Raw genomic sequence first — 12419 nt, 5'->3', positions numbered from 1 at the left:
GCTATTCTGCCAGTACAGGTTGCTCGAGTGTCTCCACCGGCAGGAACGGGCGATCGAGCCCGAAGCTAGCCGGGCCGAAGACCGCCAGTGCCTCCGGGGTTCTCATGATGGGTGGGGTCGCGATCCCGATGACCGCAACGCGCTGCCCGTACCGCAAGCCCTCGGTGGTGATGGGTTCGGCGGTATCGGCCTCGACGATGCAGATCAGGTCTGGCACGATCGCCACCATCACTCCGGATTGGACGGCGATCAGATTTTCGTTCTGGAACTGAACTTCCAGCTCTTCGTCTCCGACGCCGGCGATCCGCACCGAACCGCGAGCGAACCCCTCATCGGTTCGCCGGTCGACATCGATCACCTTGCCGTGAAAGAGAACTCGCCCGTATCCGTAGAGCGTGTCGGCGAGACTGTCGACAAGCGCCCGCACCGGGTCCACCCGCTGCTCTCGTGAAAGTCTGATGGACCGGCCGATCGTCATGGCCAACGACAGAGTCCGTGGGATCGCCGTCCGCTTCACATCTGCACCCGTCATCGAGTACTGCGCGATGTGCGCCATCCCACCGAACCTCGACGTCACCCCGCGGGCGAGGCCCTCCAATCTGCTGTTGTCACTTCCGGTGTCGAAGATCGCCACCTCGTCGTGCTCGTTCGCCATGGCGAGCGGACTCGCCGAAATCCCGTACACCGAGAAGGTTTCCATCTCGAGCTGAGGAAAGGCTCGCCCCATCCCGTCGGCGTCGACAACCGGCAGGCCGCGCCGTGCGGCCACCAGCAACGGAATCATCGAATTGATTCCGCCGCACTCCATCGGCATCGTGGCATCTGCAGTTCGACCTGTGTGCTTCTCCAACGTGATCAGCGCCAGCTCGGGTTCGGTTCCGCGCGGCATCTTTTCGACCACGACGGTCGGGGCACCCATCTGCGCGACGGGAATCACCCACGCGTCGTCGTCAAGCTCCTCCGGATCGAGAATTGTGATTTCACCGGCCTCACCGAGCGCCTGCGTGACCAACATCTTGCCGACGAACGGATCTCCCCCGCCGCCGGTGCCCAACAAGGCTGCGCCCCTGGCGAGGTCGTCGAGATCCGCCGTTCGTAGTGTCCAACTCATCGTGAGCCCTCCTGACCGGTGGAGACCAAACCACTGTGCAGTGCCAAGTCACCGACTGCCTTCACTCGAATACGTGTTGCGTTGCCCGGCAGATACGGAATCGGGACCTCGTCGAACTCCACGATCTGCACCGACTCGGGCCGTGCGCCTGCGGCGACTGCCCGATCGATCGCCTCCTGGCGAGCATCGTCGGCAAAAACCTGCCGGTGCCCGTCCCGCACCGCTTCGACTCGATCTACCTCACCACTGACCTGCGCGATCGCAGCGCCGATCGCATTGGCAACATCGAAGCGCTCAGGACGAATCACCGTTCCCAGGCCCGGGAGTTCACGCTCCAGCAGTACCGATCCCCCGCCAACCGCCACAACGGGAAGTGGATCCGACGTGGTCCGCATCTGTTCCACGGCGTCGGCGACTCGGCGCGAGATCCGGTCGAGTGCCGTCGACACCAGGCCGCGGTCGAGGTGCGCCACCGCACTGCGATCTCCGACGTCGGCCAAGCCTGCCGCGACGGCTATGTCGGTGGCCGTCAACGTGTCACCGCCGAATACGAGTGCCCGTGAACCCAATTCGTATCCCACAGATTCGGGTCCGACTGTGAGTCCGTCTGCATCCACCAGCGAACCACCACCGATACCGATCGAGAAGACGTCCGGCATACGGAAATTGGTCCGTACCCCGGCGACCGTCACCTCCGTGGTGGCTTCTCGCGGGAAACCGTTGGTCAATACGCCCACGTCGGTAGTGGTACCTCCGATGTCGATCACCGCACAGCTGGCCAGACCGGACAGCACAGCGGCGCCTCGCATGGAGTTGGTCGGCCCCGAAGCGAAAGTCGCCACCGGATAACGCCTCGCGTACTCGATGTCCATCAAGGTTCCGTCGTTCTGGCTCAGGTACAGCGGCGCGACAATGCCGTGCTCGACCAAAGATCGGGCAAGACCGTCGACGATGTGATCGGCGAGCTCGCGCAGCGCAGCATTGATGATGGTCGCGTTCTCCCGCTGAAGTAGACCCACTCGACCGATCTCGTGCGAGAGCGAAATTGCGACGTCCGGGCCGAGTTCCTCACGCACGATCTCCGCGGCGGCCGCTTCGCATTCGAGATTGACCGGAGAGAACACCGAAGATATTGCGACCGAACGAGTACCGCTGCGAGCCATATCGGCGGCATGGCGGCGAATCTCGTCGGGGTCCAGCGACGAAATACGACGACCGTCGAACTCGTGCCCACCGTGAGCGAGGTAGCGCCTTCCTTGCACAGCGGAGACCAGGTCTCGCGGCCACCCCACCATCGGCGGAAGCGCCGCGGTCGCCGGAAGCCCCAATCGCAGAGCCGCTGTCGGTGCAAGTCCGCGTTGCTCGATGAGAGCGTTGAGAAAGTGCGTCGTGCCGATCATCACTGCTTGAACAGCGCTGGGAGAGAACGAGTACTGCTGCTGCAGCGCCGTCAGAGCTCCGCCGATTCCGCCGGTGATGTCCTTGCTGGTCGAGTGTTTGACATGCCCGATGACGGTGGTCCCGTCCATCAGGACCGCGTCGGTGTTCGTACCACCGACGTCGATTCCGATTCGCATCGCGAACTCCCTTCTACAGTGTGTGCCGTGCTAGTGCGTGAGCGCAGATTTCCCCGAAGTCTCTTGCGGCGCTTCGGTTGCGGTGCGTCCGACTCCGCGAATCAGGCCGAGTCGACCCGCGACGACGTAGAGAACGAAGGCCGAGGCCACCGCGTTGATCGACGGCAGGCCGAAGGTGCTGTAATGACCGATCAGCGCCGAGACGATCCAGATCACCAGCGTGGCCGGTACCCAAGTGGGTGCCGAGTTCGGGAGGGTACCCGCAGCTCGACTCTCCTCCAGATCCTTGCGCCATGTCTTGACGATGAAGTATTCCGCCACCATGATCCCGGCGATCGGCGGGAATCCGACGCCCAACAGGATCAGGAAGTCGGTGAACGAGTTCAGGATTCCGGCAGCCGCGAGGACCGAACCGGTGATGCCGACAACTGCTGTGACAACTGCGCGATTGATCCGTCGACCGAACACGACGTCGATGAAGTTCACGACGCCGAGCCCCGAGCTGTACAGGTTCCAGTCGTTGATCTTGAAGGTGCCGAGAACGATGATCAGAACGCCGACCCAACCGACCGACGAGAGAATGATCGTGGCGATGTCGGAACTGCGAACGGCATGGGCAAGAAGAACACCGGTCAGCCCGATCACGTATTCGCCCAACGTTATTCCGACGAGCGTCTGCTTCACGACATCGCCTGCCGTGCGGTTGAAGCGCGTCATGTCAGGTGTGATCACTGCTCCGGCAATGAAACCGCCTGCGACGATGGTAGTTCCGGCGAGGAAGCTGAGCTCCGGCCCGGCCGGCGCAGATGTCATCAGATCTGACAGCGAGTGATTACGCAGTTCGGCGATGACGGCCCAACCGACCAGGATCAGGAACAGCGGAACGGTGATGTTGGCGATCAGTTGCATGGATCCGAACCCGCGAAGGACTATCGCGGTGATCAGGAGACCGAAGGCCAAAGCCCACGCCCACTGCGGCAGAAACGGCATGATTCCGTGCAAACCTGATGCAGAGACAGCAGATTGAATGCCGAACCAACCGATCAGGCTGACCCCGATCACCAAACCGATCACCGCGGAACCTGCGTGCCCGAATCCACACCAGCGTGCGACCACCGATGTGTTGAGCCCTTCACGAACCCCGATGATGCCGATGAAAATACAGACGACCTCGAGAATCACCGCCCCGACTGTCAATGCCCAGAAGGCATTCCAGAACGTCATTCCGTAGCCGAGCGTCGCACCGAGCAAGAACTGTGCGAGTGCCGATACCTGACCGAATCGCTGTACTGCCACCGAGAACCACGAATATCGTGCTTCGTCGGGAACGCGGGTGAGCGCGTAGTCGTCACCGTCGGACACTTCACCGCCGGCGGCGGTCGTTGACGTGTTTTTCATGACGGACTCCTCGAATAGTTGGGAAGTGTTCTCGGAGAAGACGGTACGAATGTGGCCAGGGTCACGCCTATGGGCGAATTGGCGTTTCTTCGTGTTACGACAATGCATTTCGCACAGTCGTCATTTCACACAGTCGCCAAATCGCACGGGTCTAACGCAACGCGTACCCGCCGTCGGGGTACAGCGTGGAACCCGTTGTGTACGTGTTGGTGAAGAGATAGAACACCGCTTGTGCAATCTCGTCTTCGTTCCCGACGCGGCCGAGCACGTTGTTCTCGGCACTCCAGGTGAACGCGGCCTCCCGAACCTCCGCCGGGCGCTGAGCCCACAGATGCCCGTCGATGGTTCCGGGAGCGACAGTGTTGACGCGGATCGGCGACAGTTCGACCGCCAGCCCCCGCCCGAGCCCCTCGATTGCCGCGTTGGCTGCAACGTATGCCGCGGCAGCTGCGGGTGGCCGCACACTGGCAGCGCCGGACATGAGGACCACCGATGCGGTGGGTGTCAGCTTGTCGAGCGCAGCGTGCACGACGCGGTACTGCCCCCAGAACTTGGAGGTGAACGGCGACGCCGCTTCCTCGACGCTCTGTTCACGGAACGAGCCGACCTGGTAATCGGCAGCCGTGGTGAAGAGCGCATCGACGCTGGGGATGTTGGTGAAGAACGCTTTCACCGAGTCGTCGTCGGAGGTGTCGACGGTGAACCAGTGCGCCGCCTCACCCAGCTGCGCGGCCGCTGCTTCGAGCTTGGATGCGGTTCGGCCGCCGAGAACTACCTGCGCACCGGCGTCGACGGCAAGCTGCGCCACTCGCAGCCCGATGCCTGTTCCGCCGCCGATCAGTACGACGGTCTTGCCTGAGAGAGGAGAAGGTGTCGTTGTCATGCAGCGACTGTAGGGCTCACCGAATTGTCCCGACATGTGCAGAACGCACAGATTTCACTACGGCACCGTGCTAAGTATCGAGACTTAGCTGTTAGAGGACACCGCCCCGGGGGATCTCGCTTGACGACGTTTGCTGCGTCGAAACTGCCTTCACATGTACTCCTCCTTCGAGTTCGCCTGTAACAAAACAACTCCCACGACCGAAAATGTCGGTGAACCACAACAGCGAAGGGAAGTAACGACTATGGGATCAGCAGACGTCATGGCCTGGCTCGCCGAGGGTTACCTCGCCGGCGATCCGATTCGCTATCCGCTCTACGTCGGATCGATGTTCCTCGCGATGCCGTTCCAACTGATCGGCGTAATTCTGGGTCACCCCTTCTGAATCGTCACATCAGGCCAGGGCGGACGACGTAGAACGGCCAGAGTTGCGATCACTGCGGCCGCCAACCCGATGAACTCCCCCATCAAAGCCGCCCTGGTGTGATCGACGGCCGGTGACCACGACGGCTCACCCTCGTGGATCGAGAACACTCCCACTGGCACCGGTATCGGGTCGCGGCGCCACCGCCGGTGTAGACGCGAAACCGTGATGATCGTCGATCCGTCGCTGGTCTGGTGCGGTTCTCCGAAGATCGTCGAGGTCCCTGATTCCCCTCGAAATCGCTCCACCGCATCACGAATCTCCATGATCTCCATCGTCGCATCGAAACCGCAGCACTGTGCGAGTATCGATCGATGGCCGAGTGGTGGAATCCGAGCAGGCGCGTCGAGCGATGGTGGCAGACGATTGGCCTCGTCCTGCTCGTAGTCGTAATCGGTCCGAGCACCATCCATACAGTGACCACGGAACCGACAACCGGTAATTGGGTTCGCCTGGCAATCTGGCTTTTCGCGACGGCCGGATTTGCCTACGGCACCGTCCAAGCCTGGCGAAACAGGAACAAACCTCAGTCGGTGTGGTGGGAAGGGACGACTGCCCCCACCGAAATACCCGCCGACGACGTCCGTAGCGCACTCGCGTCGACAGACGACCGCATTCCGGCAATCAAGGCACTACGCGAACTGCATCCGGGCTTGGGTCTGAAGGATGCGATGGATCTGATCGACGCTCAGCGGGGCGAACAGGGCCCGCATCACTGATAGTTGCGACCATCACAATCACAGTTAGGTATCGACACCTGACCGCCACGATCGGGCAAGCACACCAGGAGTTAACCACCTGACAGACAGGCTGTTTCGCCGAGTTTGACAAATGTGGTCAATCGGTGAGCGTCGACTCGACCGATTCAACTCACCGTACCAATCGAATTCGCCGTTCAGCATTCCACTCATGGCCCAATGCCACTATTACCCAACGATTTACAACCGGAACTACGGTATCCAGTGAGAACTTTCGCGACAGTGCAGCATCTTTCGTCCAGTTGAGTTGACCGAAACTTGACGTTACGTTGAATTTCAAAGCAATAGCCCGGTCTTGACCTGCGATGGTGTGAGCGCAACGCCCACCTACGCGTGACACGTGGCTGCCCGTATGGGCGCTGTGAATGCCTGAACGTTCGAGGAGTGGAATGACTGCGGTCAAAACTGCGTGGCGTGAACTACGGAAACCCGTGTTCATCCCCGCGTCGATAGTGATCTTTGCCCTGATCGCCTTTGCCGTGATCTATGCGGGAACCGCTGCGGATGCTTTCGAAACTCTCAACAACGTGATCAGCGACGGCGTCGGCTGGTGGTACATCCTCTCGGCTACCGGTTTCGTGATCTTTGCGCTGTACTGCGGAATCAGCCGCATCGGCAACATCCGATTGGGGCGCGACGACGAGCAACCCGAGTTCGGCATGCTCTCGTGGTTCGCGATGCTCTTCAGCGCCGGGATGGGCATCGGCCTCGTGTTCTACGGAGTGGCAGAACCCCTTTCGCACTATGTGAACCCTCCCGTCGCCGGGCAGATCGCGGGATCCACGGACGCCGCAGCCAATCAAGCGATGGAACTGACGCTGTTCCACTGGGGCCTTCATGCATGGGCGATCTACGTCGTCGTCGGCCTTGGTCTGGCGTACATGACCTACCGCAAGGGTCGTCCGCTCTCGATCCGTTGGTTGCTCGAGCCGCTCCTCGGACGGGCTCGCATCGAAGGAAAGATCGGCCACGCCATCGACGTCGTCGCCATCGTCGGCACGCTGTTCGGTGTCGCGACGTCGCTGGGCTTCGGTGTCCAGCAGATCTCGGCCGGCCTCGACTACCTCGGCTGGGTGGAGACCGACAACTGGTTGGTCATCACCATCATCGTCATCGTGACGGGCATGGCCACCTTCTCGGTCGTCTCCGGCGTCACCAAGGGCCTCAAGTGGCTCTCCAACATCAACATGATGCTCGCTGCCGCGCTGGCACTGTTCGTCCTGATTCTGGGACCGACGCTGTTCCTCATGCAGTCGTGGGTGCAGAACCTCGGCGGATACGTCCAGGCCTTGCCCGAACTGATGCTGCGTACGTCCCCGTTCGCCGAAGACGGCTGGCAGGGCGCATGGACCATCTTCTACTGGGGTTGGTGGATGAGCTGGGCACCGTTCGTCGGCATGTTCATCGCGCGCATCTCACGCGGCCGCACCATCCGCGAATTCGTCTTCGGTGTGCTGCTGGCCCCGACGCTGGTCGGTTCGTTGTGGTTCACGATCTTCGGTAACTCCGGCATTCTGCGTCAGCGCAACGAGGGCACGATGCTCGACGCATCCGGCGCAGTGGACACCAACACGTCACTGTTCACGCTTCTCGACGGACTTCCGCTCGGAACGATTTCGAGTGTTCTCGCGATCGTCGTGATCGTCTTCTTCTTCGTCACGTCCGCGGATTCCGGCTCGATCGTCATCGACATCCTTGCGACCGGTGGCAGCTTGGAGACCTCCAAGATCACGCGTGTCTACTGGACGTTCCTCTCCGGTGCCGCGGCCGCAGTTCTCCTCATCGTGGGTGGCAGTGGATCGCTCACGGCGCTGCAGACCGTTGCCATCGCCACGGCGGTACCGTTCTCGGTCATCATGGTGCTGGCATGTCTGTCGATGCTGAAGGCGTTCCGATACGAGGTCGCGTCGGCACCACGCTACCTGCGGGTTTCTACAAATGCCTCGGCATCAACCGACGTTCCGCAACCCACCGAAAAGCGGCTCCGCGATCTGAAGATCTCGTCGACCTTCGCCGGGCTCACTCCGTCACAAAGCGGGATCATGACGGATCCCTCCGACGCCCACATGCTCGTCGCGGTCCACGAAGTCCCCGCCCATGCGGTCAACATCGACCCGGATACCGGCGCCGTCGACTTCTCCGAGGAATCGAAGGTCGTCGATCCACTGGGCGGAGAGGTGTTCGACACACCCGAGTTCGCCGACTCGGCAGAAGGCCACGCGCAAGCTGCCAGTACGGACTGACCGGCACGTTCGGCATGTTGCATTAGGCATATCTGTTCACCAACTCGCAAACTTGTCATGAGACTTTCAACTCGACAGTTCGCAGGACTCTAAGTTTCGTGAGTAGAACAGGACCAACGGGTTTGCCACTCCAGTCGCAGTCGGAGACGGAACAATCTTTCGGGATTCCGTCCGTATTCCTACGGTCGGCGCATGCACCTGCGCCGCGCACGCTCATCGACATCGTGCGGGCCTCAGCCGAGGCCAACCCGGAAGCACCTGCCATCGACGACGGCGACACCACACTGTCGTACTCGGAGTTGCTCGACGAGATCGCGCTCGGTGCGCGCTGGCTCGGTGATGCCGGCGTCGGCGCAGGTGACCGCGTCGGAATCAGGATGCCGTCAGGTTCGCGTTCGCTGTACGTGGCGATCCTGTCGATCCTCGCGGCGGGCGCCGCCTACGTTCCCGTCGACGCCGACGATCCGGAAGAGCGCGCCGAGTTGGTGTTCGGCGAGGCGCAGGTAGCGGCAATCATCACCGGCGACGGAATCCAGCCGGGGACGGCGCCGAAGCGGCTCGAACATCCACCGGTTCGCGAACCCGAACCCGAGGACGACGCCTGGATCATCTTCACCTCAGGATCCACGGGCACCCCCAAGGGCGTCGCGGTCACTCACCTCAATGCCGCAGCCTTCGTCGACGCCGAGGCGCGCATGTTCCTCCAGGACGAGCCCATCGGGCCTGGTGACCGCGTCCTCGCGGGACTCTCCGTGGCATTCGACGCGTCCTGCGAGGAGATGTGGCTCGCGTGGCGCCACGGCGCCTGCCTCGTCCCGGCTCCTCGTTCGTTGGTTCGCAGCGGCATGGACCTCGGCCCGTGGCTGGTCTCGCGTGACGTCAGCATCGTCTCCACTGTGCCGACGCTTGCGTCTCTGTGGCCGGCCGAGGCCCTCGAAGCCGTTCGACTCCTGATCTTCGGCGGCGAAGCCTGCCCACCCGAACTGGCAGAGCGCCTGGCCGTCGAGGGCCGCGAGGTCTGGAACACTTACGGCCCCACCGAGGCAACCGTCGTCGCCTGCGGCGCACTGATGGACGGCAAGAGCCCCGTCAGCATCGGCCTCCCCCTCGACGGCTGGGACCTTGCCGTCGTCGACGCCCAGAGCAATCCCGTCGCGGTCGGTGAGGTAGGCGAGCTGGTGATCGGCGGCGTCGGCCTCGCCCGTTACCTCGATCCCGCGAAGGACGCCGAGAAGTACGCGTCGATGCCCTCTCTCGGGTGGGAACGCGCCTACCGAAGCGGCGACCTGGTCCGGCTCGAGACCACCGGCCTGATGTTCCAGGGCCGCGCGGACGATCAGGTCAAGCTCGGCGGCAGGCGCATCGAACTCGGTGAGGTCGACAACGCCTTGCAGAACCTGCCGGGTGTGAGCGGCGCTGCCGCAGCCGTGAAGAAGACGGCAGCCGGCAACCAGCTCCTCGTCGGATACATCGCCAGCACGGATCCCGACTTCGATCTCAAGGCCGCTCATGCGCTGCTCAGCGAGCAACTACCAGCGGCCCTCGTGCCGCGTCTGGCGTTGATGGACGAACTTCCGACGCGTACGTCAGGCAAGGTCGACCGCAATGCGCTGCCGTGGCCGTTGCCCGGCGCCGGTGAAGATGCCGGGGCCGCGTTGGGCCTCGACGGCACCGCTGCCTGGGTTGCCGGTCTGTGGGGTTCGATCCTGGGCGCGCAGATCACCGGACTCGACGACGACTTCTTCGAAGTGGGCGGCGGATCCCTCTCTGCGGCTCAGCTGGTAACCGCCCTGCGCGAGCGGTTCCCCGAAGTGACCGTCGCACAGCTCTACGACCACCCACGGTTGGGATCGCTCGCCGAATATCTCGACGAATTGGCACCCACCGAAACTGTGGAGCCGCGCATCGTCGCTCCGACACCCTTGAAGACTCAGCTCGCGCAGATCGCCGTCACCGTTCCGCTCACGACGCTCACCGGACTGCAGTGGGTGACGTGGCTGGCGATCGCGAACAACGTCCTCGGCTGGTTCGTCGACGTCAGCTGGGCGCCCACGGTCTCGTGGTGGTGGATCCTGTTGGCGTTCATCGTGTTCATCACGCCGATCGGCCGTATGACCATCGCCGTCGTCGGGGCGCGCCTGCTCCTACGCAAGTTGGAGCCAGGAACGTACCCGCGAGGTGGTAGTGAACACCTGCGTCTGTGGATAGCGCTCCGACTCACCGAAGCCAGTGGCGCAGCCAACCTTTCGGGCGCACCGTGGATGCTCTACTACGCCCGCGCCCTCGGCGCCGACATCGGCAGCGGCGTCGATCTCCACACACTTCCTCCCATCACCGGCATGCTCGAACTCGGTGACGGCTGCTCCGTCGAACCCGAAGTCGACCTCTCCGGCCACTGGATCGACGGCGACGTCATTCACATCGGCGAGATCAAGATCGGTGACGGCGCCTCCGTCGGTTCACGCTCGACGCTTCTGCCCGGCGCGCGTATCGGTCGCGACGCCGTCGTCGAACCCGGATCTGCGGTGTTCGGCCGAGTGAAGGCAAACCAGCAGTGGGCCGGCTCCCCCGCCACCAAGGTCGGGAAAGCGAATCATCCTTGGCCTGCCGAACATCCGAAGCGTGCACCCGGCTGGGTGCCGGTATACGGTGTCACCTCGGTCTTCCTGGCCGGTATGCCGATCTTCGCGCTGATGGCCGGAATCGCCTTGATCGGTTGGTGGATTCGCGACACCGACACGCTCGCGAGTGCAGTGCTCCAATCGCTGATCATGCTTCCCGTCGCGACCATCCTGAGTTTGCTCGTCTTCGCAGTCGTCACCCTTGTGGCCGTTCGTCTTCTCTCGATCGGGCTGACCCCCGGTTACCACCCTGTCCGCAGCCGCATCGGCTGGCAGGTGTGGGCGACCGAACGCCTGCTCGACTCGGCCAGAACCTTCCTCTTCCCGCTCTACGCGAGCCTGCTGACACCGGGATGGCTCCGCCTTCTCGGCGCCAAGATCGGCAAGAACGTCGAAGCCTCCACCGTGCTCCTCCTTCCCAAGTTCACGACGGTCGCCGACGGCGCATTCCTCGCTGACGACACCATGGTTGCGAGCTACGGCCTCGGCGGCGGCTGGATGCACATCGAACAGGCGAAGATCGGCAAGCGCGCGTTCCTCGGCAACTCCGGTATGACCGCCCCCGGTCGACGCGTCCCCAAGAACGGTCTGGTGGCGGTTCTGTCGGCTACCCCGTCCAAGGCCAAGTCCGGATCATCGTGGCTGGGTAGTCCACCGGTACGTCTGAGAAGGGCTGCCGGAGACACCGACGCCGCCCGCACGTTCAATCCGCCCATGCGCCTCAAGATCGCCCGCGGAGTGGTCGAAACCTGCCGACTGATCCCCGTCATGGTCACGTTCGGCATCGGTCTCGGTGTTCTGTTTGCACTCGAAGCACTGGTCGGCGCAGTCGGATTCTGGTTCGCGGCTCTGCTGAGCGGCGTAATTCTGCTCGTCGCCGGAGCAGTGGCGGGCGCGATCACCATCGCCGCCAAGTGGATCGTCGTCGGACGCATCGCCAAGGTCGAGCATCCGCTGTGGAGTTCGTTCGTCTGGCGAAACGAGGTAGCCGACGCCTTCGTCGAGACCGTCGCGGCGCCGTGGTTCGCTCGCGCGGCGACTGGTACGGCCGTACTGAACATCTTCTTGCGTGGACTCGGGGCCAAGATCGGTAAGGGCGTTTGGTGTGAGTCGTACTGGCTACCCGAGGCAGATCTTGTGACTTTGGGCGACGGAGCGACAGTGGAACGGGGGTGCGTCGTGCAAACTCATCTCTTCCATGATCGGATCATGTCCATGGACACCGTCACTTTGGGAGCAGGAGCAACGCTGGGACCGCACTGTGTCGCGCTACCCGCAGCCGGCATCGGCGCGGGAGCGACGGTAGGGCCTGCATCTCTGGTGATGCGAGGTGACACCGTTCCGCCCTCCACCCGCTGGCAGGGCAACCCGATTGCACCGTGGGTGGCGTCGTGAAGCCGAACC

Annotated in this window: 9 protein-coding genes; 4 read left to right on the top strand and 5 right to left on the bottom strand. The window is 62.9% G+C overall.

Annotation, left to right across the window (positions count from 1 at the left end; all coding sequences use genetic code 11):
• Position 1: 1 nt before the first annotated feature.
• The 4 genes from GN300_RS13805 to GN300_RS13790 all read right to left on the bottom strand — a co-directional run bounded on the left by GN300_RS13805 (position 2) and on the right by GN300_RS13790 (position 4969).
• Positions 2-1111, bottom strand: coding sequence for a DUF917 domain-containing protein (locus tag GN300_RS13805; RefSeq protein WP_007727138.1), 1110 nt, complete (start codon positions 1109-1111; stop codon positions 2-4).
• Positions 1108-2688 (bottom strand): hydantoinase/oxoprolinase N-terminal domain-containing protein, encoded by a 1581-nt coding sequence (locus GN300_RS13800; protein ID WP_054187861.1) that lies wholly within the window; start codon positions 2686-2688, stop codon positions 1108-1110. Before GN300_RS13800 ends, GN300_RS13805 begins: the two co-directional genes overlap by 4 nt.
• A gap of 30 nt (positions 2689-2718) precedes the next feature.
• A complete protein-coding gene (locus GN300_RS13795) occupies positions 2719-4086 on the bottom strand; it encodes a cytosine permease (protein ID WP_007727143.1) in 1368 nt (455 codons plus the stop codon).
• A gap of 151 nt (positions 4087-4237) precedes the next feature.
• A complete protein-coding gene (locus tag GN300_RS13790) occupies positions 4238-4969 on the bottom strand; it encodes an SDR family oxidoreductase (RefSeq protein ID WP_042922757.1) in 732 nt (243 codons plus the stop codon).
• Between the two features lie 244 nt (positions 4970-5213).
• On the opposite strand from GN300_RS13790, the gene GN300_RS13785 reads away from it, so the two are divergent.
• A complete protein-coding gene (locus GN300_RS13785; protein WP_003941170.1) occupies positions 5214-5354 on the top strand; it encodes a hypothetical protein in 141 nt (46 codons plus the stop codon).
• Here GN300_RS13785 and GN300_RS13780 read toward each other — a convergent pair.
• The gene (locus GN300_RS13780; RefSeq protein ID WP_372455471.1) at positions 5342-5806 is read right to left on the bottom strand and encodes a hypothetical protein; all 465 of its coding nucleotides are present in this window, start codon (positions 5804-5806) and stop codon (positions 5342-5344) included. The two genes, GN300_RS13785 and GN300_RS13780, sit on opposite strands and share 13 nt — an antisense overlap.
• 3 nt (positions 5807-5809) lie before the next feature.
• On the opposite strand from GN300_RS13780, the gene GN300_RS13775 reads away from it, so the two are divergent.
• The 3 genes from GN300_RS13775 (at position 5810) to GN300_RS13765 (ending at position 12410) form a co-directional block, all read left to right on the top strand.
• Positions 5810-6112 carry a ribosomal protein L7/L12 gene (locus GN300_RS13775; protein ID WP_232329970.1) on the top strand — a complete coding sequence of 101 codons (303 nt, stop codon included), beginning with the start codon at positions 5810-5812 and terminating at the stop codon, positions 6110-6112.
• A 428-nt stretch (positions 6113-6540) separates the two neighbouring features.
• On the top strand, positions 6541-8394 hold the full coding sequence (locus GN300_RS13770; protein ID WP_050655916.1) for a BCCT family transporter: 1854 nt from the start codon (positions 6541-6543) through the stop codon (positions 8392-8394).
• A 122-nt stretch (positions 8395-8516) separates the two neighbouring features.
• Positions 8517-12410: a Pls/PosA family non-ribosomal peptide synthetase gene (locus GN300_RS13765; protein WP_003941141.1), complete on the top strand. Its 3894-nt coding sequence runs from the start codon at positions 8517-8519 to the stop codon at positions 12408-12410.
• Positions 12411-12419: the final 9 nt, after the last annotated feature.

This window comes from Rhodococcus sp. Ni2, assembly GCF_021352185.1.
GTDB classification, from domain to species: Bacteria; Actinomycetota; Actinomycetes; order Mycobacteriales; family Mycobacteriaceae; genus Rhodococcus_F; species Rhodococcus_F qingshengii.
The sequence above is the reverse complement of the archived record's forward strand: the minus strand, read 5'-3'. Positions and strand labels throughout refer to the sequence as shown.

Excerpts from the sequence above, each read along its gene's own strand:
- GN300_RS13805 (WP_007727138.1), bottom strand. The coding sequence starts at position 1,111 with ATGAGTTGGACACTACGAACGGCGGATCTCGACGACCTCGCCAGGGGC.
- GN300_RS13800 (WP_054187861.1), bottom strand. The coding sequence starts at position 2,688 with ATGCGAATCGGAATCGACGTCGGTGGTACGAACACCGACGCGGTCCTG.
- GN300_RS13795 (WP_007727143.1), bottom strand. The coding sequence starts at position 4,086 with ATGAAAAACACGTCAACGACCGCCGCCGGCGGTGAAGTGTCCGACGGT.
- GN300_RS13790 (WP_042922757.1), bottom strand. The coding sequence starts at position 4,969 with ATGACAACGACACCTTCTCCTCTCTCAGGCAAGACCGTCGTACTGATC.
- GN300_RS13785 (WP_003941170.1), top strand. The coding sequence starts at position 5,214 with ATGGGATCAGCAGACGTCATGGCCTGGCTCGCCGAGGGTTACCTCGCC.
- GN300_RS13780 (WP_372455471.1), bottom strand. The coding sequence starts at position 5,806 with ATGGATGGTGCTCGGACCGATTACGACTACGAGCAGGACGAGGCCAAT.
- GN300_RS13770 (WP_050655916.1), top strand. The coding sequence starts at position 6,541 with ATGACTGCGGTCAAAACTGCGTGGCGTGAACTACGGAAACCCGTGTTC.